Annotated in this window: 23 protein-coding genes and 1 tRNA gene; 8 read left to right on the plus strand and 16 right to left on the minus strand. The window is 57.3% G+C overall.

What is annotated here, in order from left to right:
- Positions 1 to 78 precede the first annotated feature (78 nt).
- A complete protein-coding gene (locus tag B3M52_RS10545; protein WP_075196130.1) occupies positions 79 to 951 on the plus strand; it encodes a RibD family protein in 873 nt (290 codons plus the stop codon).
- Here B3M52_RS10545 and B3M52_RS10550 read toward each other — a convergent pair.
- The 4 genes from B3M52_RS10550 to B3M52_RS10565 are packed head-to-tail and all read right to left on the minus strand — an operon-like array spanning position 926 to position 5219.
- Entirely contained in the window at positions 926 to 1855 is a 930-nt protein-coding gene (locus B3M52_RS10550) for a lysylphosphatidylglycerol synthase transmembrane domain-containing protein (protein WP_256713628.1), read from the minus strand. The two genes, B3M52_RS10545 and B3M52_RS10550, sit on opposite strands and share 26 nt — an antisense overlap.
- Position 1856: 1 nt before the next feature.
- A complete protein-coding gene (locus B3M52_RS10555; RefSeq protein ID WP_075196131.1) occupies positions 1857 to 3803 on the minus strand; it encodes a glycosyltransferase in 1947 nt (648 codons plus the stop codon).
- Entirely contained in the window at positions 3790 to 4188 is a 399-nt protein-coding gene (locus B3M52_RS10560) for a 6-pyruvoyl trahydropterin synthase family protein (protein ID WP_036205386.1), read from the minus strand. Before B3M52_RS10560 ends, B3M52_RS10555 begins: the two co-directional genes overlap by 14 nt.
- Before the next feature lie 32 nt (positions 4189 to 4220).
- On the minus strand, positions 4221 to 5219 hold the full coding sequence (locus B3M52_RS10565; protein ID WP_075196132.1) for a zinc-dependent alcohol dehydrogenase: 999 nt from the start codon (positions 5217 to 5219) through the stop codon (positions 4221 to 4223).
- A gap of 157 nt (positions 5220 to 5376) precedes the next feature.
- On the opposite strand from B3M52_RS10565, the gene B3M52_RS10570 reads away from it, so the two are divergent.
- The 7 genes from B3M52_RS10570 (at position 5377) to B3M52_RS10600 (ending at position 10614) form a co-directional block, all read left to right on the plus strand.
- Positions 5377 to 6096, plus strand: a complete 720-nt coding sequence (locus B3M52_RS10570) for a CDP-alcohol phosphatidyltransferase family protein (RefSeq protein WP_227517908.1) — start codon at positions 5377 to 5379, stop codon at positions 6094 to 6096.
- On the plus strand, positions 6093 to 6695 hold the full coding sequence (locus tag B3M52_RS10575; RefSeq protein ID WP_075196134.1) for a YceI family protein: 603 nt from the start codon (positions 6093 to 6095) through the stop codon (positions 6693 to 6695). The genes B3M52_RS10570 and B3M52_RS10575 overlap by 4 nt, the downstream gene beginning before the upstream one ends.
- A 148-nt stretch (positions 6696 to 6843) precedes the next feature.
- Positions 6844 to 7920, plus strand: a complete 1077-nt coding sequence (locus tag B3M52_RS10580) for a hypothetical protein (protein WP_075196135.1) — start codon at positions 6844 to 6846, stop codon at positions 7918 to 7920.
- Positions 7921 to 7949: 29 nt separating this feature from the next.
- On the plus strand, positions 7950 to 9035 hold the full coding sequence (locus B3M52_RS10585) for a hypothetical protein (RefSeq protein ID WP_036205381.1): 1086 nt from the start codon (positions 7950 to 7952) through the stop codon (positions 9033 to 9035).
- 126 nt (positions 9036 to 9161) lie between these two features.
- Positions 9162 to 10118, plus strand: coding sequence for a DMT family transporter (locus B3M52_RS10590; protein WP_075196136.1), 957 nt, complete (start codon positions 9162 to 9164; stop codon positions 10116 to 10118).
- Between the two features lie 55 nt (positions 10119 to 10173).
- Positions 10174 to 10250 (plus strand) — tRNA-Val (locus B3M52_RS10595).
- Between the two features lie 121 nt (positions 10251 to 10371).
- Positions 10372 to 10614, plus strand: a complete 243-nt coding sequence (locus B3M52_RS10600; protein ID WP_075196137.1) for a hypothetical protein — start codon at positions 10372 to 10374, stop codon at positions 10612 to 10614.
- 7 nt (positions 10615 to 10621) lie between these two features.
- Here B3M52_RS10600 and B3M52_RS10605 read toward each other — a convergent pair whose 3' ends face one another.
- The 12 genes from B3M52_RS10605 to B3M52_RS10660 form a co-directional block, all read right to left on the minus strand.
- Positions 10622 to 13192 carry a hypothetical protein gene (locus tag B3M52_RS10605; RefSeq protein ID WP_075196138.1) on the minus strand — a complete coding sequence of 857 codons (2571 nt, stop codon included), beginning with the start codon at positions 13190 to 13192 and terminating at the stop codon, positions 10622 to 10624.
- On the minus strand, positions 13192 to 14661 hold the full coding sequence (locus B3M52_RS10610) for a LamG domain-containing protein (RefSeq protein WP_075196139.1): 1470 nt from the start codon (positions 14659 to 14661) through the stop codon (positions 13192 to 13194). The genes B3M52_RS10605 and B3M52_RS10610 overlap by 1 nt, the downstream gene beginning before the upstream one ends.
- Positions 14661 to 15065 (minus strand): hypothetical protein, encoded by a 405-nt coding sequence (locus B3M52_RS10615; protein ID WP_075196140.1) that lies wholly within the window; start codon positions 15063 to 15065, stop codon positions 14661 to 14663. The genes B3M52_RS10610 and B3M52_RS10615 overlap by 1 nt, the downstream gene beginning before the upstream one ends.
- Complete coding sequence (locus B3M52_RS10620) at positions 15062 to 15415, minus strand: hypothetical protein (protein ID WP_075196141.1); 354 nt, start codon at positions 15413 to 15415, stop codon at positions 15062 to 15064. The genes B3M52_RS10615 and B3M52_RS10620 overlap by 4 nt, the downstream gene beginning before the upstream one ends.
- A complete protein-coding gene (locus tag B3M52_RS10625) occupies positions 15415 to 18159 on the minus strand; it encodes a phage tail tape measure protein (protein ID WP_286749531.1) in 2745 nt (914 codons plus the stop codon). Before B3M52_RS10625 ends, B3M52_RS10620 begins: the two co-directional genes overlap by 1 nt.
- A 65-nt stretch (positions 18160 to 18224) precedes the next feature.
- On the minus strand, positions 18225 to 18683 hold the full coding sequence (locus tag B3M52_RS10630; protein ID WP_075196143.1) for a DUF4124 domain-containing protein: 459 nt from the start codon (positions 18681 to 18683) through the stop codon (positions 18225 to 18227).
- A 188-nt stretch (positions 18684 to 18871) separates the two neighbouring features.
- On the minus strand, positions 18872 to 19345 hold the full coding sequence (locus tag B3M52_RS10635) for a hypothetical protein (RefSeq protein WP_075196144.1): 474 nt from the start codon (positions 19343 to 19345) through the stop codon (positions 18872 to 18874).
- The gene (locus tag B3M52_RS10640) at positions 19345 to 20328 is read right to left on the minus strand and encodes a hypothetical protein (protein ID WP_075196145.1); all 984 of its coding nucleotides are present in this window, start codon (positions 20326 to 20328) and stop codon (positions 19345 to 19347) included. The genes B3M52_RS10635 and B3M52_RS10640 overlap by 1 nt, the downstream gene beginning before the upstream one ends.
- A 103-nt stretch (positions 20329 to 20431) precedes the next feature.
- On the minus strand, positions 20432 to 20872 hold the full coding sequence (locus B3M52_RS10645) for a hypothetical protein (protein WP_278366871.1): 441 nt from the start codon (positions 20870 to 20872) through the stop codon (positions 20432 to 20434).
- Positions 20872 to 21444, minus strand: a complete 573-nt coding sequence (locus B3M52_RS10650; protein ID WP_278366872.1) for a phage tail protein — start codon at positions 21442 to 21444, stop codon at positions 20872 to 20874. Before B3M52_RS10650 ends, B3M52_RS10645 begins: the two co-directional genes overlap by 1 nt.
- Positions 21444 to 21752 carry a hypothetical protein gene (locus B3M52_RS10655; protein WP_278366873.1) on the minus strand — a complete coding sequence of 103 codons (309 nt, stop codon included), beginning with the start codon at positions 21750 to 21752 and terminating at the stop codon, positions 21444 to 21446. Before B3M52_RS10655 ends, B3M52_RS10650 begins: the two co-directional genes overlap by 1 nt.
- Before the next feature lie 58 nt (positions 21753 to 21810).
- Positions 21811 to 22800, minus strand: a complete 990-nt coding sequence (locus B3M52_RS10660) for a major capsid protein (RefSeq protein WP_278366874.1) — start codon at positions 22798 to 22800, stop codon at positions 21811 to 21813.
- Between the last annotated feature and the right edge of the window lie 7 nt (positions 22801 to 22807).

Below are 22807 nucleotides of genomic sequence, written 5' to 3' on the forward strand. Positions count from 1 at the left end.
AACCGGAAATGTAACGTACATATAGCTTTACACACAATCTACCTATAATGAATCCATAAGCAACGGAAATAACTTGGTATGGCGGCAAAAGCACTGGATAAGAACACCGCATGGGAGCTGGTACTGGACGCAGTGAACCGCAGCAATGTGACACTCTCATTGCCGGGCAGTGACAAGCCAGCACTGGATATAGGCCAGAACGGCGAATGGGAACTTCGACTGCCAGCAGAGCTCGACGCACGCAACCTGCTGTCGATTTTCCTGCCTCTGTGCTGCCCGGTTGCTCAAGGCTCGCGCTCGCGGGTTGTCGGCCAGATGGGGCAGAGCCTGGACGGACGTATCGCCACGGTGACCGGCGCTTCCAAGTTCATCAATGGCGAGGATGGCATTACCCACCTGCACCGCTTGCGGGCTGTGTCGGAAGCGGTCATTGTCGGCGCCGGAACCGCATCCACCGACAATCCCAGGCTGACAGTCCGCAAGACGTCCGGCATTAATCCGGTCCGGGTGGTGATTGATCGCAACCATCGGGTTCCGGACAGCCATCACCTGTTCAGCGACGAAGCATCCCCTACGCTCCGCCTCGTCGCAGGGGACTACCACGCCGGCGACAAGCTGACACCCCGCCACGGCGTAACAGATGTGCCCTGCCTCGGGCAGGATGACACCACGGACCCTGCCCATATACTCGCGGTTCTCGCGGACTTTGGCCTTCGCAAGATTTTTGTGGAGGGCGGTGGGCTTACCGTGTCTGAATTCCTGAATGCGGACTTGCTCGACCGACTGCATGTCATGGTCGCCCCCATGATCATCGGCAGTGGGCGCCCGGCATTTTCACTGCCGGAGATCAAGAAACTCGACAGCGCCCTGCGCCCGAAGGCCCAGATGGTGGACCTGGGCAGTGACATGCTGTTTGACCTGGATTTCACTCGTTCGACTGTCGACGAGTGAACACGAACAGCACGCCCGGAAGGCTGGACAACAGAACCGCCAACCCATAGCCGACACTGAGTGCAACGCCCTGCTCTGCCGGCATCCCAGCCATGGGCCAGAGCAATGCCGCAGCACCCTCGCGCACTCCCCAGCCTGCGACAGTGACCGGAATGGCCATGACCAGCAGCAGAAGGCTGCAAAGAGAAATCAGCACCAAAGCCATGTGCGGGTCACTCCGATAACCCGCGCCCAGAGCCAGCAATGAGAACACGGCCAGGTAACTGGCCACCACACCGGCGGAAGACACCAACTGGACACCCACGGCCGGCCACTCCAACAAGGCTTTGCGCAAGTCCCGCCGCAGCGCATGGACATAGTCTTTCGCGCGCTGCCAAATACTTGTAACCAATACCACTGTGGCTGTCAGGCCTGCCAGCAATAGCAGCGCCCGTTCGCCATATTCCGAGAAGGCTTCAAGCATTCCGTATCGGTACCAGACAAGCCAAACACCCAGGCTCAGCGCCACAGCCATCATCACCAGTTGCCCGGACATTCTCTCAATCATGACGGCATGAGCGGACGCAAGGCGCTCACCGGAGTCGAGACTGTGACGCCAGGCCCGATTAACATCGCCCATCACCCCGCCAGGAAGCACCTGATTGAGAAAAGTGGCAAGGTAGTACTCCCGCACCGCAACAGCCATGGGCAAGACCAACCCAAGTCGCCGGGCGGTGTAACGCCAGCGCCAGGCTGAAAGCACCACCTGCGCAACGGACACCACCATGGCTGCCAATAACGACAGTAATGAGAACTGCGCCAGTTCCCGCCAGAGCACGCCCAGATCCAGGAAGTAGCCAGTCGCCAATAGCAACAGCAGGGTGAAACCCCAGCGCAGGTAACGGGTTCGGAGCAGGCGTCGCACGTCAGGCAACGCCGTCTCTGGCTGGCCGGGCAAACAAGTCTTCATGTTCCACGCGGATTGACAGGCTCTGCTCATCAGCCTGCTTCAGACGCAGGCCAAACCAGCGCTCGGCCCGCTGACGTTCGCTCGGCGACTGTTGCATCACCGCGTCACGCCAGCCCTCAAGCAAGGCGCGCTGAAGTGCACTTTGAGCAGGCGTCAGGCGCCACGGGCTTGGAGCAACAGACACCTGATAGTCCCGCAATTCGAGCTGTTGCTTGAGGTAATTCGTCGCCGATGGCCCCAGCGCGGCACCAGTCCCCTTATCGTTGTGCTGGTGCTCGTTGACGGTCTCGCGTATCCAGTCGTCGTCCTGGTCTGCCGGCGACAGCTCGACATTCCCCGCGTAACTCAGAACGATAAACACGCCGGCATTGTGTCTGGTGGCGGCTACCGCCAATGCCTCTAGCCAGTCTTCCGACATCAGGTCTATCAGGGCCGAAGCTGTGATCAACCGGGTGCCATCCGGAATCTGCCCGGCAAGCCGCTTGGCGTTCAAGTGACAGGCATGGGTTTCCAGCGGGACATCAAGGTGTTGCAGTCTCTCTCCGGCAAGGGCAAGCAGGTGTTCGTCCTGGTCCAGTAGCACCCAGCGCTGGGGTACCGTCATGGCCGGCACAAGGTAACGGGCGTTGGAGCCAGTGCCGGTACCCAGATCCACCACCAGCAGTGGTGGTGCGTGATGACCGCTCAGAACGCCCGGGTGACAATAGTCCTGTTCCGCCCAAACCAGCACCTCCGAGAGCAGCCTCTTGTTACGAGCAAGGTGGTCTGCCGGCTCACGCAGTGCCAGCCAGTCGCTGTCGAAGGTGGTAGGGTCCGGTGGCGGCAGCAGGTCTTCCAGTGCCCGCTGGAAGTCAATGGCGGTACTCTGCCAGCTTCTCAGGGAGCGCGCCGCCTGCTGTGCCTGGGTAGCCGCCTCGCCAAGCGCGCCGGGGTTTGTCAGCCAAGCTTCCAGGCACGCCCGCAACCCTGCGACATCGCCGGCTTGATACTGCCGGACGCCAGGCCGCAGGCCTGTGGTGGAAAGGGCACCCCCATCCGTGGTGATCACCGGCAACCCCGCGGCAATCGCCTCATCAATCACCATTCCATACCCTTCGTAAACGGACGGCAGCACAAAAACATCCGCGTTACGATAGGCGCCGGCAAGCTCAACGTCGTCCAGCTCCCCCAAAAGACTGATCCGATGTTCAAGCCCCAGGTTCGCAATGATGCCGCGAAGCTCATGGGCATAGCGCTCGTCGCGATCCAACGAACCTGCCAGGGTGCAGTGCCATGAACAGTCCCGGAGATCGCTTAACGCTTCAACCAGGTGATGCTGCGCCTTGCGCGGCGACAGGTGGGCCACACAGAGCAGATGAATCGTGCTGCCCTGGGCTCTTGATGGCTGGGTTTCAGCGCCAATACCGGCAATGGTGTCGGCGCCCGGCTCAACCACGCGGATGGCCGTGGCCGGTACGCTGTAGTCTTTCAGTCGGTGCGCGGTGTGGGCACTGGTCGTGATTACCCCGGCCACCTTTGACAGCGCCCGACGCTCTACCTGGAAAAGCCAATCCTGCAACTCTTGCGTCAGCCCCGTTTCATCCGCCAGGGCGTGGTGGACCAGCGACACAACCCGCAAACGGGATGCATGGTTGGCGATCACGTCCGGAAGCCCGCCCATGGCCAGGCCATCAAGTACCACCACCGAATCATCCGCAAGGGCGGCAAGCAACCTGTTCATGGATGCTTCCGCCATCCGGTCTGGCACCGGGAAGCTGCCACAGAGCCCGGAAACAAAGGCATCCACGCCGTTATCCCTGAGCCCTGCGACAACACGCTGAACGTACCGGTAGCCTCCGGTTTTCTGTTCAGGATCCCCCGGGACAACGAACAACACCGACGTTAATGGCTCAGAGTTCGCCATGGTAGCTGGCCCAGGCAATATGGGATTCGCCAAGGGTGACCTTCATCGAACACAGGCCTTTGCCAGTTTCACCCAGCCGGCCCTGGCGGATCGCCGCGGCCAGTCGGTCGAACACCGTCATCGCCATGAATTCGGTGGTGGTATTGCGATTGGCAAATTCCTCGATATCGTCCAGGTTCTTCATGTTGAACTCGGCAATCACCGACGACAACACCTCGGACGCCAGCCCGATATCGACGATCAGATCGTCGTTGTCGAGGGCTTCCCGCTCGAAGGAGACATCAACTACGTAGGTGGCGCCATGCAGGCCCTGGGCGGGGCCGAAAATGTCACCCTTAAAGCTGTGGGCGATCATCATGTGGTCTCTGACGGTAAGGCTGAACATGGGTTTTGGGTCCTCGATACGGATGATGGGAGTCAATTGTCGGGGTATACGATACGGTGGCAGAGAGTGTCGGAGGCCGTTCCGCCAGCTCTGTTTCCAGCAAGTGCCGGCATAACCTCCGGCAGCGATTCGAAGGTGGTTTCGCCGCTGATCAGGCAGTCCAGGACATCATCCCGCAGCAGCTCCAGGGCCAGCACCATTCGATCCCGATGGCGCCAGCGTGGCCGCTGCTCAGGATGCAGGTTACCAACCTGGCTAGACCGTATCGTCAGCCGACGGGAATGGAATGCCCGGCCCAGGGATACCGGCACTGGCTGCTCGCCGTACCAGCTCATCTCAATAATTCGCGCTTCCTGTCCCGCCAGCGCAAGAGCGGTTTCAAGACCCGTTGGGTGGCCGCTGGCGTGGATGACCAAGTCATGATCGTCCTGCCGGCACCGGGTCTGGAAATCCAGCCCCAGCGTGTGCGCAACCGCTTTACGCTGTGGATTGGTGTCCACGGCGGTAACCCGGGTACCCGGTATTCGGCTGGCAAGCCAGGCAACCAGCAGACCAACGACGCCGAGGCCAACCACTGCGACCCGCTCGCCCACTCGTGGTGAAGCATCCCACAGGCCGTTCACCGCGGTTTCCATGTTGGCGGCCAGCACTGCCCTGGATTCCGGAAGACCGGATGGAAGAGGTACCACGGCGGATGCAGGAACCTGGTAGTGCTCCTGATGAGGAAACAGGCAGAAAACCGACTGGCCAGTCAGGGCCTCGGGGCCCGAAACAACACGACCTACGCTGGCATAACCATATTTGACCGGGAAGGGAAAATCGCCTTCCTGGAACGGGGCACGCATCGAATCGTATTCCGACGGTGGCACACGGTTGTTGAAAACCAATGACTCGGTTCCACGACTGACGCCCGAGTATAGCGCTCGCACAGACACCGCTGGACTGTCAGCGTCGGTCGCCGAACAATGATCGTAGGTTGCTGGGAGAATGGCCCCTTCCCCGGGCCCGGTCACCCAAAATGCGTTTGTCATATCGTCTGTTTCCTTACAGCGCACGTAACTCACTATAGTATACGCAGGCTATAGTACACGCGGCCTTGCCAGCTATAGTGCATACAGGCGCATCCATATTTTCAGTAAGGCCCTGTTACGACCGGATGCACGCTCAATCATACGCTGGGGTTTGATGATGGATTCCCACACTCACACGTTCCGCCTGCCCCTGGCTGCCGATCTTGCCTGGTCCGGCGGACTGACGGCGCTCATGGTGACCGCCGCTGGCATCGGATTCCACCCCCCTGCCAGCTTTTACGCGCTCGCCGTGTTGCTCTGCTTGGCAATTGCGGTGCCTGTTATTCGCTTCTGGCCTGCGGAACAGGACTTCGGTTGGGCCAATCGGGCAACCCTGGTACGCGCCTCCCTCGTCATACTCCTCATCAGCCTGGCGCCGTTCACTTCCGGGTTAGGGAACTGGCTGTGGTTGTACGGGTCATTGTGTTTACTGGCGTTGATTCTTGACGGCGTGGATGGCGCAGTCGCAAGGGCCACCCGTTCAACAACGGCGTTCGGTGCCCGATTCGACATGGAACTGGATGCGCTGTTCATCCTCGGGCTGTGTGTTGCGGTCCTGGCCCAGGGCAAAGCCGGCCCATGGGTTCTCGCGTTGGGGCTGATGCGTTACGCCTTTGTGATCGCTGGCCACTGGTTTCGCTTCATGGACAGACCACTACCCGACAGCTTTCGACGCAAAACTGTCTGCGTATGGCAAATAGTCACCCTGATGGTTGCCATATTACCGATTACGCCGACCGGCTTCGCGACTGCCACACTCGCTATCGCGCTGTTACTGCTCTGTTATTCGTTTTTTACAGACCTGCGCTGGCTTTACCAAACAGGGAGAAAGACATGAAAGCGTTCCTATCCACTGCTGCACTGACCGCCTCACTGGCATTGTCCGCCCCCGTTGCCATGGCCGAGCCGGAAACCTACGTTATCGACGATGAGCATTTCTCGATGTCGTTTGAGGTGAACCACATCGGCTATGCCCCGGTAATGGGCATGTTCCGGGATGTGGAAGGAAAGTTCGGCTACGACGAGGAGACTCAACAGCTCACCTCCGGCACACTGACGTTCAAAAGCAAAAGCGTCTTCACCAATCACGATAAACGGGATGGCCACCTGCGCAACGAGGATTTTCTCAACAGTGGAAAGTTCCCGGACATCACCTTTGAGATCACCAATTTCGAAACCACCGGCGAAAACACCGGCATTGTGACCGGTGACCTGACCCTTCTGGGCAAAACCCGCCCGGTGGATGTTGATGTAACCCTTAACAAATCTGCCGACTACCCCATCGGGCACGAGGACTACACCCTCGGCATCACCGCCGAGGCCACCATTAAGCGCAGCAATTGGGGCATGACCTACGGCATTGATCAGGATCTGGTGGGTGATGACGTTCGCCTCAGGTTCGGCCTCGAAGCTGTGAAAGAGTCCGGCTGGTTATGAGGTAGTGTGAACAACATCACACCCTGGACACATTCTGTTACACATTCGGGCCATTTTTTTGCGCGAAGTCAGTTTGGCCCGTTATGTTAATACAACAACAAAAATAATGGCGTTCGCGCCATAGAATGCCTCCAACAAGGATCCAAAGATGCCACTGCGGTTGCTCTTGGCCCTAACGTTCGTTGTGTCCGGTGCCGTCGGCCTGGGATATCTACTGTCGGCCGACAATACAGTCCGGTTCTCCTGGATAACCGGTGAGAGCGAAGGTAGGAGCCCGCCCCCTTCCGGAACAGACACCACCCGCTCCAAGCCCGGGCCGGCCGAATCGCCGACCACGGAAAAGCAGGAACCCTCTGAGAATGCGATCGGCTTCATGTTGGCCAGTGCTGCAGCCCAATACAGCCAGAACATCCGCTACCCGACGTACTCCATTCCAATCTCTGACGACCAGGCCAAGGCCTACGCCGGCAACCGTTTCGACCCTGTGGAGCTGCCGCTGGACGGGGGCGGACAATTTACCGTCACGCTTGAGAAATACCGCTTCGTACAGGAAGAAGACGTTCTTGTGGCAGCGAGCATTACTGGCTCCCAGGTGGTAGGGCCAAGCCTGGACGCGACCCTGGAGTCCCCCGAGTCTCGCCAGGCGATTGCCAGTACTACACTCCAGAACGAGGCCGGTGCCCCCTACTATGAAGGCATCATTGAGGCCGACGCAGAGCCTGGCGAATATCGGTTGATCGTTGAGGCAACCATTGATGGCAAACCCGTACGCCACGTTTCAACCCTGACCATTGAGCCCGACCTGGGAGAGTTTGACGGCCTGGGCGACCCAAAGGTGACCAACAACGACCTGATCATACCGGTTCATTTCGACGCCAAAGACCCCGGCTTCTATGCCCTCTCTGCCCAGCTCTACCACAACGGCCGCGCACTCGCGCAGCTGCAGGCGGAGAAGCGACTCGACGGAACCACCGACACCCTGGAGCTCAAAGCCCATGGCTCGGTGCTCGCCCATCGTGAGATTAGCGGTAACCTGGAACTGCGCAACCTGCAGATCCGGCGCCTGCCGGCCTCGCCCGGAGACCGCACCGACTATGGCTATGGCCCTGATGATGGCTACTCGTTTTCGCCACCGGACCTGGACGGATTGACCGACAGCCCGGCAGGTGACCCCGAATCAGAGCAACGTGCTGCGCTGCTGCAAAGGCTGGCAGACAAGTTCTGATACAACAATAAAACAAAGACGGAGCCTTTATGAAAACAAGAAAGAGAAGTGCCTGTAAGACCGCCCTTGCGGTGGCCATCGCCGGCGGCTTGTTCGCCGGCACCGCCCACGCCCAGCTTGCGGGCCACAACGTGATCCTGGTTCACGGCTTCCAGCAGGAAGACCTGGCCAATCCACCTGCCAACCTTAATGAGGTAAAAAGTGCTGGCGAGGACTACTGGCGTACCTTCTGGCTGTCCCGTTCCGACGCCCGTGTAGATTGGGGCAGCGATGGCCGTGTGGAGGGCAACATCGCCCAGCAGGCCTATCAGCAGCTACGTGACATCAGCCAGCAGGGGCTATGCAACGATTTCTGCATTGTGGTTTCCCATTCCACCGGTGACCTGGTTACCCGATATCTTCTGGAAAACCAGGCACGCTGGCTTCAGGCCGACGGACTGCAGCCGCTGAAAATACTCGCTGCGATCGACTACTCCGGTGCCGGCGGCGGTACAGAACTGGCCGATCTGGCCCTCAATGTTGCCTACAACGACAGCTGGTACAACTGGCCGCTCAAACAGGCGGTACGTGCCTTCACCGGCATCACCCCTGAGCCAGGCAGCCTTGGCGTGGTCAATGACCTGCAAACCAACACGGCACGCAACCTCGCCGTCAGTCCCAATAATATTCCGCGCCTGCGGTTTGTGGCCGGCGGCTCCTCCTACGGCGGCATCACCAAGCCGTTCATTGCCGGCACCGATGATGGCGTGGTACCAACCCACTCGGCCTGTGGCGCCACCACCAGCAACGGTATCGACTCCTGTAGCTCGAACCTGAGCCTGGCGGGCAAGGTGTCCAGCCAGAACGGGCCGTCGGACCTGTACTACAATCACTTTCCGATCCTGATGAACGAGGGTGCTTCCCACAGCGGCGTTCTGGGCTCGGAAACCGGCAACATTTCCGTCCCCGTAGTGAATGACACAACCCTCAATGGACTGCGTGTCGATTTCGCCAGCCGCACCTACAACAAGCGCGCCTGGTGGCAGTGGTGGGGTTCCGGTGACCGATATGTTGAAGTACCCGGTTCGGACCAGACCGATATGTCGACACTGGTCTACAACACACTCAACAACTAAAAATACCAAGATGGACCCAACCGTCTGAAGGAGCACCAACCGGCTCATGGAAGAGCCATTCTTACCTGCCCGTGATAAACTCCGCCGCTGTCGCTCTAAAGCCTATCCACTCTATGGCGGTCTTGAATGCCCCTCTCGAACACTCATAAATCCGACCTGTTACTGGTGGTTGTCACCCTGATGGCAGCCATTAGCTGGATATTTTCCAAGGAAGCCGTATTACTGATGCCGCCGCTGATGTTCATGGCCCTTCGGTTCCTGTTGGCCGGTTCGGTACTGGCGGTCATAGCCTGGCCTTCGCTGAAACGACTAAGCCTGGACCAATTCAAGCGCAGTGCTGGCGTGGGGCTGGTGTTCGGAGTGGCCATGAGCTTCTGGGTGATGGGGCTGTTTCACGTCACCCACATAGGTGAAGGTGCCTTCCTGACCAGCCTTGGCGTGGTCATCGTGCCAGTGATTGCCCGGGTGATCTTCCAGGAGGCACAGCCTTTGAGCACCTGGTTTGCAATTCCGGTCGCGGTGGGCGGGCTCGCGCTGCTGTCGCTCAAAAATGGATTCCGGCCCGAAATCGGTCAGGTTTTCTTCGTGGTGGCTGCGTTTATCTTTGCGCTGTATTTCACCCTTAACACCCGCGCGGCCAACCAGCGCACGGTGATCAACCGCCGGGGAGAGTCCGTGGAAAAACACCGCGTCCCCGCCCTGCCCCTCACGACCATTGCGCTGCTCACCGTAGGCACCGTCACCTTGACCGAGTCAGTGCTGCTGGAACCCTGGACACCGACTCTCGAGAACTTCTCCGGCATTCTCGCCGGCTGGGTGATTGCCAGTGCCGTGGTAGGCACGGCAGGCCGCTTCCTGCTGCAGACCTATGCCCAAAGCCTGGCCACCCACAGCCACGGAGTTGTAATCCTTGTGTTGGAGCCGGTATGGGTCGCACTGTTCGCTGCAGGCTGGTTCAGCGAATCCATGTCCACCACACAACTCGCCGGTTGCGGCCTGATATTCCTCGCACTGCTGATCAATCGGTGGGGAGTGCTCAGCAAGGCCATAAAAGGCTGGGCCAGAAAGCAGAAAACCGCCTGAAAGAGGTTGACCACGCCCATCGGAATCAGTATATTTCCACCCCGTTGCAGGACATAGGACCATAGCTCAGTTGGTTAGAGCGCTGCCTTGACATGGCAGAGGTCGGCAGTTCAAATCTGCCTGGTCCTACCATTTAATCAACTACTTGCAGCCCTTCCTGATATCCCCTTGGCAAAATTTTGGCAATAGATTGGCAAAATAAATCCGTATACAGTACCTGTCCAGATCTATAAATCAGCCAAGAATAATCACCATGAGAATCACCACTGACATGCTCCGCGAACTGGAGGAAGCCATTGCCCCAGACGCTGAAGCGGAAATTCGAATCTATGCTGGCGGCTGCGATATTCGCGTGTGCTGGAACGGAGGCCTGAAGCAGGTCAACCAAAACCTGGGTGTTGTGCAGCTATCGGAGATCGTGGAGTACCGAGACGAGAAGATGCGACGGGCCTGGGATAAGGTGATCAAGAAGTTCAGAAGGCTGGCAGCCCAGTAGCCCCTGTTTAGATAAGGCCAACAGAACAGAGAAGATATCCACTAGCTTCAGTGCGTTCCAGTATCTCCTCAACAGGGTCATCGTAGCCGCTAACCTCATTGAATGTGACAAGGCTCCGCTGATCAAACGCGACCGGATAGTTCATGGCGATACCGGATATTGAATGTGGGCCGGTAGTGTATGACGCTGCGGTCATCAAAAACTTACTGCCAACCTCCAGGGGCATCTGGGGGAGAACATCAATAGTGGTATTCGTGTTGGACCCAGTAATGCCCACCTGAGACGCGATGTCTACTCCGTAACTTTTATGCGTAATACCTGACGGCAGCGTAAGGGCCTCGATCTCTTTTATGCGCTCCCCATTTCGCCAGATCTCTACTTTCTCTCTCATGGGCTCAGAATCAATGCTTCCAGAAGCGGTCAGGTATCCGCCGTTCGCATCCTGAGCAGTGTATGTGTCATCAATGCTCTCATTCAGGCTGTAGGTAAACCCGCCCACCACGACAGCGCAAAATCCAAAGCGGACATCGATGGCCAGTAGATTCTCGCCCCAGTCGATTCCCCCCCGCTTCTCCGACTCCGAGTTGGTGACGGATACACTATCCCCGGCACCGCCCCTGAGAGTTCTCATGTGCAGGTCGGTATTGATGAAGGCGGGCTCGCTTTCGCTGAACAATGTAACCGCATCGCTGGTGATGATCTCGAAAGCCGAGTCTCTTTGTACGCTTGTAACCCTGGTTCCTGTTGTGTCAAACCCAGGCCCCTCGATATCAATCCAATCGGAATCAATAGAGGTCACACTGCCAGACCGGCGCTCATAAGCAATGACTTCTCGATCCCCGACGTAGTCACAGTATATTGGCACGTCATGCGAGACGACTTGCTGGGAAACATCCACTGTTCCCGTCTTTATCACGGACGCAGGAGATGGCGGATCGCTATCGACGACATAGGTGTCAACGGTTGTTCGTGACCCAACAGGCTCCGCCCTGGTCCATAGTTGCTCTAGCGAAAATCCGGAGTTGATGTCATACCGGACCAAGTCGATGTGCAGGTTTTCGTCATCTTCCAGATCGCCAACAATCGTGCAAACAGCCTTGGTTCCATCTTCAGAAAAATAGAAATGGCTCTGCGGAGCCATCCCTGTCAAAAGCGTGGTTTCGTGCATGAACTGTAGGAGCCCGAACGGTTGAAGTAAGGCATCTACCGTTATCCGAAAAACCTTAAAGGTCTGGCCAGTTGCGTAGGATTCGTCGGACGCCACCACCACGAGCCACCGCTGGCCACCTACGTCTTCGTATATGGAGGCGCCATGGACGTTGACAAATGCCCCCGCTTCAATCTGTTCCGACAGGTCAAGAATTACCTCGAGGTCATGGTAAACATTGGGGCCAGCTTTCCATGCCGCCAAGAATCCATTGAAGCTAACATCTATTTGGTCAAGGCGGTGCGCTCTACCAGGCGGGCCGTCCCAAGATAGAACAAGCTTTTCAGTATTGAACCAGTTTTTGTTTCCGTAGCTCCTGGCATTGCCGCGCTGAACAACCAGATCGCCCGAGTCTGGCGTGGCGGTCCATGCGCTGTTGGAGCCATCTTCGGTTCCAAGCGGCGAATTGATTTGACCATTCATATCCTCGAATGGCTCGCCATACGTCTTCTTTGGTGCTTGATAGGTGGGAGCGGGCCCAGCCTCCCATTTTGCCGGCTCGAACACGAACCCAAACAAAGAGCACGGAACCGGATCTGACTCAAACCCAATGACCAACGGGCCATTGTCGGTAAACCGCACAACAACGCGGTCACCTTCGGTAAAAGCCGAGCCATTGCAGTCCATGTACACGATTGGGACGCCGGAAAGAATCTCAGTTTGATTGATTGGCAAATCCTGCGCACTGGACTTCGCGCTATCCAGCGTTACATCGCAAAGATCAACCTGAAGGCGGGTTATCTGACCGACACGGTAGCGGGGCATCCACTTCTGGACACCTGGCAAAACGGCTGCGTTGAAATAGATCTGAGCGCCGGACTGGCCCAGATTCGGGAATAGAGCTCCATCCCGAAAGGCATCATAAGCGCCTTCGCCCCCGTATCCGGGCTGGATGACAACGCCCTGGCCGCCCTCGTCGTTAATGTCCACCAGCCCCACATTGCCGGCCAGATCAAGCGTGTAATCCGTGCACCAGGCTTCGATCTCTCTGCCTTCGGGTACGGCCTCAAGCTGGCCCCGGCGCTTCAAAGCTGAAAGATTCTCTGCAATCAGCTCCGAAACCTTCAGTTCGGATATCCGAACGTCTGCTTGCAGCTGTATCAATTCTGTTTGGAGCTTGGTTATTTGCTCCCGGGCGCCTTCCTCTCCGGCCTGCAGGTCATCAATGAGCAAATCGATTTCACGCGCCTTATCCTGCACAGCGGTTTGCGCCTGTAACAACGCGAGCTTTTCGGTTGGGATCTTAACCGCCAGCTCAGCAATGCGCTCATTGAGTTTGGCAATACTCTCGTTGATTCGATCAACGGCCAATTTCTGCCTGACTCGATATAGGCCCTCGCCGAGGTGGCTGACAATCTCACCCTTAGACATTAACGCTCACTCACTTCGCAGAACTTGTCCGTATCATTCACGTAGTAGTTGATGTAATCAGCGGTGAATGTTTCGTCCAGCGCAGTGACTGTCATCCCCGGCTGCAGGAACAGGTCGATATTGCAGCGAACCCGCCGCTGGCCATTGCTGGTGCTGATACTGCGGATTCCGGTTAGCGCCCGCGTCCCCGTAGACGTGGGCTTGTTCTTCATGTACCCCGACACAGTAATGGTAAGCGCCCTCTGCCCCCTGTCCGGCCTAAGGGAATCAAAGCCAGATCTCATGATCTCGTCGTATTGGACCTGACCATCGGCAAACCGGTAGCCCTTCTGGATGACAAGTTCGCCCTTCTGGCGTGCCGAAATATCGTCCAGATACTGATCTGCGGCGGGTATAACGGCTTGAACATAGGATGATCGCCCGCCCGCTTGGTTTGTTGCCTGCCAACTGGAGATGCCGCCGATGTAGAGGTCGTCCAGGCCGGCAGGAGCACCGGTTATAACGAGCCGGTAAACCTCCTGGAGCTGGATAGGCGGGATCTTTGAAACCCAATCCTGAAATGCTGCAGCCTGTAAGCGGATTGGGAAGACAGCATCTAGCGCGGCGACGACGGGATTTACGTAAACGCTGAACTCCGCCTGGATGGGCAGAGTGGCATTTATAGCCGCATCGTAAGTGATTGGGGAGGTATCGGTTACAAGAGGCTCGGAGATTCCAGCAGTGTTTAAATCGGTAATCTCTTGCTCGGTCAGTTTGCGATCCCAGATCGAAGCATCCTGGAAGATCCCGTCCACAGTCGTGCCAAGCAAATAGTATTCACCATCTGGGCTGGCCCCGAAGAACGATCTAGCTGTGTAGCTGGCCGTGTTATAAATCAGGAAACTGCTGGCCCCGGGAAGTGAGTAAATCAGACTCCCGTTGACGTAGAGCCCGGTGCCGTTCACGTCCCCCGCAACCACTACGTCGTGCCATTCGCCAACCTCAAAAGGATCCGGAATGACATCGGAACCACTATTAAGGTCGCCTGCTGCAAAGAATACCTGGCCACTCTCGACGCTGATCAGAATCCCGTAATTGTTGACCTGGCCAAGCTGGAAAAGGCTCATCGAGTGAGACGAATTAACGTCCTCGACCAACGAGGTGTGAAAGTAGCGGATTCTGACAGTAATGGCTGAAAATGCTGGTAATAGCTCTGACTGAGGCAGTCGCAATGTGGCGATCTTCTCAAGATCGCCAGATGTCCCGTTCCAGTTCACAGCCATGTCTCGGCCGAGACCTCCGGGGGTGGCCACCACCGTGGCATCATATTCTGCAGGGCTGAGCTCCGGGCCCGAGAAGCTATCTCCAAAGCACTCGGCATTCCATCCGTCAACCACGTCGGCAACCCCAGTGCCGCTGGCCTCGTCCATCGGCCAATGGTGAACTATTCCATCTGTGGTGGCTGAGGCGAGATCCGCGTACTTAGCCATCAGACGGGCATCCGGATCACGCCAGAGGTAAGGTTGACTGGCTCACCAGAAACAACCGTCAGTGGACTCACGATAACGGACGCTCCGCTGCCCGATCCGCCGGCCGACAGGTACATGATTTCTGTGCCGCTTTTGTTAAGCAGTCTCGCCCAGCCCACGGCGCCACCAGCGGGAGCGGAATCCTCATCGGTCCACCCGCTGAAAGTGATCACACCGTTTGACTCAGTGCCCACTGTGGAGCTCAGCGTAAAGGTTGCCAGCAGCGTATCTGTGATGGTATTGCCCAGGCTCGCAGGCATAGCCCCGGTGTATAGCTCTATTTTTGGGTCGGATCCAGATCCGGTCACCATGTCCGCCAGCACGGCCTGCGCCAGTGTTTGTCCGAGCGATACGCGAATCTTCATTGATCAAGCCTCTTTTCAACCAGGAACTGGAATTGCGCTTCGCCGTTGCTTAGATTGAACGGGCCGGGTGCGCCGAGATAACAGCCTTCTTCGGTGGAAACGATTAGGCGCGGGTAACTCTTGGCCAGGCGCCTGACCGTCTCGACGGCCGCTTTACTGCGAGCCCTCCAGCGGATATCAAACGTCCTATCGGATTCCGAATAACCGAAGTCGGGAATTGCCGCGCCACCATCCAAAGTGGCGATACGATTGTTTCGGCGCTCAAATCCGGCCAAACCATCGGGGGAAACTTTTGTGAGAGACACGGTTCCATCCAGATCGAAAATCGGTGCGCTTATGAACACATTCATCAGTTAAGCCCCAGCAGCATTTCTTCACCGTCCGCATTCACGCGAACCTGGAGTTCTCTCAAAATCTCAAACATGAAGGCTTCGAGGTGCGGCTGAAGTCCAGCCCCATCAACCTTGATCAACGCATCCCCACGGGCCAGCTGGCGGGTTTTTTCCCTGATGAACTCAATCTCGGCCTTGGTAAGGGCGCTCTGATCGTCAAGTGCCTGCTGCCTGAACTCTTGCTCTTTGCGGATCTGACTGGCTATCTCGATCTGGGTTGAACGGCTGGCGTCATCGAATCCGCCGAAAAGGTCGGAAATAACGGATCCGGTATTGGAGAACGTGTCACTGATCGTTTGTGCAATCGCCTCTACCCTGTCTGCACCAGCCTCGACCTCGGCGATGTCCAGGGAAACCTTGGCCTCGATCTGCTTAATAAACTCGTTACTGTTGAGCTCCAGAAGCTTGATCTGGTAAGCCTCGGTTTGCTTTACGACTTCCTCGGTTTTCTTCGCAGCATCTTCCAGCGCCTTGTTGCTGTTGACGATGGTCCCGGAAAAGCTGTTGATCTTGCCGCTTGTCTCGTCGTATCCAAGCTGCAGCGACTTGTTATTCTTCGCCAGCTCTTCGGTTGTCTTCGAAACATTGCCCAGCGCGCCACCGCTGGCCTCAATACTGCGGCTCAGCTCTTCCACTGCGTCGGTTATGCCCCGCTGAGAACCGCTAAACTCTTCCGTTTTCTTGGAGTTCTCGACGAGCTGGGCTGCATACCGGTTAAACTCCGCCCGCTGCTCTTCCGTGATTTCAGTGGTGTAGCCCATGGTTTGCCCCAGGGCTTGGTTCATCTCGTCATAGCGCCCGCTTATCTGACGGAGCTCTTCGGTTTCCTCGCCGAGCTTCTTCGCCTCGCCGGCCAGTGGTGCGAATGCCTGTGCGATCTCTCTCAGCTCGTCCGCGTTGAAGTACTCAAAAAGCCTTTGGCCGAGGCCGTCCAATTCTTCCTCGAAAATCTCATTGATGAATGAGCCCAGGCCAACACCACCGGTCAAGGCGAGGCCAATCAGCCCGCCCTTCCCAGCTGTCGATGTGGCAATAGCCTTGATGCTTCCCAAGTTGCCGATCAGAGCCTTGAAGCCCTGAGCACCCGCCAGCGCAGTGAGGCCTGTACCAATGGACTCAAGCCCGCCAGCCAGGCCTCCGATCGCCGGGAGCACTGTATTGATCGTTTTAGCCAGGCCAAGGATTTCGCCGGCGGACTTCTTAGTTTCCTCGTCCAGGGACTGGAATTTCTCGATGCCGGTGCCAATGGCTATAAATAGCGGCTCAAGCCCGTTGGCGATGCCTGCTGACACATTGGTAAGTGCCGTGAAGGCATCAACGACCTGCTGCATTGCGTCCCGCAACCCTTCAACGGTGCTCAGGTCGACATCGCCAAATACAGCGCCAAACAGGTCTCCCAGCTCACTACCGAGATCATCGAATGCTGCCAGCAAGTCTGTGAACTCAAGACCCTCGAAGGCTTCCGGCAAGTTCTTAGCAATGGTGTCGACCTGCTGCGCAAAGCTGTCCAAGCCATTGCGCAGAGCCTCAAAGAGAACGTCTGCGTTGTCGCCCTGGATGGCCTCGCGGAAGGAGTCAACGAGGCTACTGGTGGCCTGCGTCACCGCCTTGGTTTGGTCGATATATTCGAGCCCGGCTGTTGCGGCGGCTGTTGTGAAGGCTGACCGCAGTTGCTTCAGCGCAAACTCTGCGGACTGTGTCTTAACCTCGAATTCCTCAAGCGCCGAGCCACTGGAGTTCAACGCAATCTGTAGTATTTCCTCGGAACGCTCCGCCCCATTCAGCACCGCAATAAAGCGGCTCATCTGCTCCGCTCCAGCGATAACCGTGGCAACGCGTTGCTTCTCGTTGTTGTCCAGGTCCTGCGTAGCAGCAATCAGGTCATACAGAACATCCTTGGTATCACGGCGCTGGCCATCGATCTCAAGCTGAATGCCCAGCTCGTCTTCAAGTAGCTCTTTGCGTTCCTTGGTGGGTTTGATCAGGTTGCTGATCGCCGTCTTGAGGGCGTTGGCCGACTCTGTTCCCGATCGTGTGACTTCCACGACCGGCGTCAGCAGGGCCGCCGTCTCTTCAAAAGAAAGCCCGAGGGTGTTGGCCACCGGGGCCAGAATGCGGAAGCCGTCGCCCAGCTGCTGAACTGAGGCGCCTGCTTTGTTCGAAACACCGTTCAGCACGTCCAGAAGACTGGCCGCCCTCGAGGCGGGAGCCTGGAAGCCCGCCAACGTACCGATGAGAAGTTCGCTGGACTGCTGTGTGGTCAGGTCCGCCGCATTCACGGCCAGCAATGATTGCTCAACCAGCGTCAGGGAATCGCTGATATTGAAGCCTGCCTGCCGGAAATCAGCCGTGCTTTGAATGATGGCGTCGGCGCTCACGCCAAATCGTGATGAGAGATCGCTGAATTGGTCTGAGTAGTCGCTGGCGCTGCCCTCGCTCTCGTCGAGTACCTTCTGCAGATCGATCAGCGCGGCCTCGAAAGTCACCGCTTCCTTGGTGGCGAAGGCCAGAGCGGCGACACCTACAGCAACCAGAGCGGCATCCAGCTTGATAATGCTGTCGGTAACGCTCGCCATAGGCCCGGTGATATCTCCAGCCTTGTTGACCAGAGAGTCCAGATTGCGGCCAACGGAGGTAATCGTTGAGCCCGTCTTATCTACACCACCGAAAATGATCTCAACGGTTTTTGTGGTATCGGCCACGTTTCCTCCGGGCATAAAAAAACCCTGCCGGAGCAGGGTTCTGTGGGATTCGTTTGTTTATCTGTCTACCGGCACAAATTGTCCCGGTGCATTTCCTCGCGCTTTATGTCTCTTTCAAGACTCGTCCTTTCACTGATCGTGTAGCCTTGGCGCTTCAACTCTTCCATATCCTCGTAGAGCAGCTTTATTCGATTGTTTATGCCTGTGCAGACATAGTTCGGGCGCTGCTCTTCGTCATCCTGGAGATCAGCCAGCGTATCCACGTATTTCTGTCGGGCCTTCTCCATTCTTTTTTCGGACTCCCGCAGCTTCCTCTCCTCGAGCTCCCGTGCCTGCCTGATAATATCGGACTCGGGGGCCGGTTCATTTGAACTTGCAGAACTAGCCCGAATCTTGACCTCTTCCTGTTGGCCAGGCGGGGGCTGGGTGCCGAAGTGAACATTTCCCTGGGCGTCCGTCCATTTATAGACCTCGGCGAAAGCAGGGAATGAAAATGCGGTGAGCAGGATGAGAATTAGGCGCATGGCTACCTCCGTGTGATCTACCTAGTTTAGGGTAGCATAGGCCTTTTACGCAGACCTCCCCGGAAAAAGGGGTTATTTTTGCCTGTACCACATGCCCCACAAGCTCATTTCTGTCTCAGTGAGATAGCCCTCCGGAAATACATCAGGCCGCGTCTCGTAGAGGTAGCGGCCTTTTCTGTCTGCAAGGGCTAGGCTTGCTTGGATGTGGCTTTCTTTCCAGAGGGCTTTTGCTTTACCTGGGCGACCTGCCCTTTTCCGGTGAGCGAATAGATTGCCCGGGCGACCTGGCCGAACTCGATTGGAAACGCCTCGGCAAGCTTTGTCACATCATCAAGCCCCATTTCCGGCTCAACCATGCCGTATCGTACGTGGCACATCTTTCTTGCCAGCGCCTGAGGCACCTGGTTGCTACCGACGCCGAGGCCGTCCAGCAACCCTTCCAGTTTCTCCCTGGAAGTGCCTGCCAGCTTTTCGGCAACACCCATGAGCACCTTGCTGCGATCGCTTTCCTCCTCTGCCTCCGCCAGCTCGGCCGCAGTCAGGCTGCGTATTTTCACAACACCGTCGCCGAAGCCCGCCTCCTTCAGAGCCTCCAGCGTGAGCTCCATCTCACGCGGGGCGAACTGAGCCTTCTGGAAGGCCTTCAGGTCGAAGCCAGCCATTACGCGGCCACGTCCGAACCATCAGACTCGGGAGAGATGGTGCAGGATGCCTGAATCTCGTCACCAGCAGGGAAAGTTCGAGCGATGCCAAGCTTGCCCTGATCCAGCCGGTAGTTGCTCTGGAACTTGTTGGGGAAGAACTTGAACCACAGGAACTCGTTTTTCAGGCGCACAAGGCTGTCACTGATACCGTCATTCAGGAATGCGGTGAAGCTGCCCTGGTTCAACGTGGAGCTGGTTGAACCGATAGTGCTGCCGTAGATCTGCGTGGAGCTGGTGCTGTGAGAAGTCTCCGCCGGCACGTAGTCGGTGCCTCGAGGAACATCTGCAAAGATCGGCTCGGCGTAGGAGGCGAAAACTTTCTTCGGTACGGTGGCGGTGTGAATCAGCGGCAGAGCTGAGTTGAACACAACGTTGCCGTTACGGTAATCCACTTCCCAGATCGGGAAGTCATACCGCTCCTGGTGAACACCAACCACCTGCTTGATATCAGCGGCAGTGACAGGGGCTGCCGTGGTACCAGCAAGACGCACCTGGCCGATCTCGATCTTGGTCACTGCGATCAAGGCGGGGCCGCCAGCTGCGGCACGAGTCTCGCTAAATGAGGTTGAACCGGTACCGGCCGCTGCAGCGATTGTTCCAGAGCTGTCTACAGTGATCGAGTGGACGATGTGGGTGTTGCTGGAAACGGCGCGAGAACAGGTTACGTCCGTTGCGGCCGAGAAGGCCACGAGCTGTCCGCCCACGTATGCGGTACCGGCTGACACGTCGACCACGTTGTCGTCACCTGACGCAGCGGGTGTAACCACACCGCCCGTAATCAGGCCATCAGGGCGAATCACCGGCTCAAAACCGGTACGACGAGACCAAAGGGCCGCGCCTGATTCAAAGGTAGTTGCATCGCCAGAGTCAGTCAGCGCACTCAAAGGTGACTGGTTCTGACCGCCCTCGTATTGGATCTTTGCATTTTCAGCGTTTGCCATGGTTTTCTCTCCGGGGTGCTGATGCCCATATCGGGCGGTTTACGAATGGTTCGGGCACAAAAAAGCCCGCTCAGTGGCGGGCTTGCTCTGCGTTGGTTGATGGCTATTGGGTGAACGGGTCGCCGTTCTTCGTTTCGTACATGACCTCAAAAGTCACAGAGCAGCCTGTAACCTTCAGGCCTGGCTCAGGGGTAAGGGACAATGAGGAAGTCTCGCCGATGCTCGTTGCTAGGCCGCCAAGGGTCGGATCAGGTTCGCCGCTGCTGATATCGTTGGCGATGGCCGTGACCAGCTGGCCGTACATCTCATTGGCAGCGGATGAATATGGCTTCACAGCGCTGTTTGTCAGGTACTCAATGACGACCTGAAGCGTGTTCATCTGACTGCCGTACTTGGTCTTTTCGCTCTCTTGTTCGAGATCCCAGACGCAGACAAAGACATCATCGTCGTCATATTGCTCGCTTCGGAGGACCGGCGTTCCGGGAACAATAGTTTCTGCTCTGGCAACGATCGCCTTAACGACTTTCTCGCGGATGGTATCCATTAAACCCCTCGGTTCAGCAGGTCAATTTGGCGGGCCAGCTCTTTCAGCATCTCTTCACCAGCCTGGTTCTCAGCCTTTCTGGCCAGTCCAGGAGTTTTGTCGTAGATATTCGGAACAGCCGGTCCCCGCTTCGTCCTCAACGGCGTTCGGCCGTCATAATTGGGATCCGATATGTTCCGCTCATAAACGTCCTCGGAGGGCGATCCGCTCAGCCTTGTGATGAAGGCGTGCCGGTATCTCTCGCGCTTTCCATCCTTCCAGAGCCTGAATGTCACCCCTTTCTTGGTCTGCCGGGCGCCGTATTTCATCAGTGAAACCGAGCCACCCTTGATAACTAGCTTTGCGGTCAGGGTGCTGAGGCTCGCGAAGTAGAGACTGGTCGCAGCGCGGAGGTCCTTCTTTTTGAGGGCCGATTTTTTCGACATCTCATCTACGGAGATTTTCCGGCCCTGCTTTGCGCCATGATTGACTGATCGCTGCAAGGCCTTTTGTCCGCCAGCCCGGTAGGCTTGCAACAAGTTCAGCACATCGTTCAGGCCCTTCGGGTCAATACGCGCGTATGCTTGTGCCATCAGTCACTCACTATCACTCGAATGGTGTAGCCGTCATTGGCAATCTTCTTTGCAACTGTCCACTGCTCGGTGCTGGTTTCGATCACGTCGCGCTTTTTCAGATCACCGACCTGCTCCACGAGCATTTCGGCTTCATTGCGCAATTCCGTGGTCTCCGAGTTCCCAGGGGAAACCACCTCCACATCGCGGGAGATGTGCACCAGGCATTCTTCAATGACGGCGCCGCCGTTGTGCTGCGTCACCGTGCAAGCCTCACCCAGCCGGGCCAGTATCCGTTTAGCCGATCGCTTGAAAGTCTTGTCGCTCATAGGTCAATCTCCACAAACTGAAACGGCCCCGGATGGGGCCGCTTGGGTTTGCAGGCTGTTACACCTTCACAACAGCATTCGGCCTAGTGCAAAGGAACAGCGGGTTGGATTGAGACTCGGCCTTTACGCCCTTGTTCATCGAGAGAGGCTCGATCTTGGTGTAGTACGGCAGGCCGTTGGTGCCGACGGTCTCCATGTAGTTGGCAGGCGCAAACCGGCCAATGAAGAGATCGGGCACGCCTTCAGGGAACACGTAGCCATCGGTGTCGCCTACGAACTTCACGCTGCCCACTTGGCCGCGATATTGCTCCCAAATAATGCCGCCGAACTCGAAGCCGCCGCGCACATCGTCACGAAGTGCCGCCCCATCCATCCAGCGCTGGTAAGCGTCTTTCACGTCCGGATGGTCAACGAATTGCTTAAACTTTGTGCGGCCAAGCACGCCGCGAACCGACGTGAACGAGACGCCACCGAGCTGATCTTCGATCTTGTCGAGAATTTCGAGGCACTTCGTTCTGACCTTGGTTCCGGCTGTGCCAAGAACCAGATCCTGCGTGGTTTGCGTGATTCCGAAGGCGGTGAAAGTATTCACCAAGGGCGTGGTTCCGTCCGAGTCCATGATGATGCCCTTGAGCGCACCGATCTTCAGGTGCTCCATGGTGGCATCCAGCTGACGGCGATGTTTTGCCTGGCGCTTAGCAACGTAGTTGGCTACCGCTTCCACCTCAGACTCGGAGCCGAAGGCGCGAAGTCCTTGGATCTCGTCTGCCATGATAGTGGACTCTTGCGGCAGGTGCAGGGTGTTGAAGGGAATCAGGGTGCGCTTGTCGCCGGAAACCTGAAGCCCAGGAGCTCCGCGGTCAGCAGCAGGCACCAGCGCCAGGGTCGCGCCGTCTTTCTCAATGCTAAGGTGAGTGGTGTTGATACCCTCGTTGTTGAACAGGCCCAAAGCGCCCAGGCGCCCCGGCACATACGGGGTTTCGTTGATGGCCGCAGTCAGACTCGAAAGGCTGAATGCGTCGTCGTTGAAAATATCCAGTGAAGCCATGTTATTT

Origin of the sequence: Marinobacter sp. UBA2688 (assembly GCF_002352785.1) — a bacterium.
GTDB lineage: Bacteria > Pseudomonadota > Gammaproteobacteria > Pseudomonadales > Oleiphilaceae > Marinobacter > Marinobacter salarius.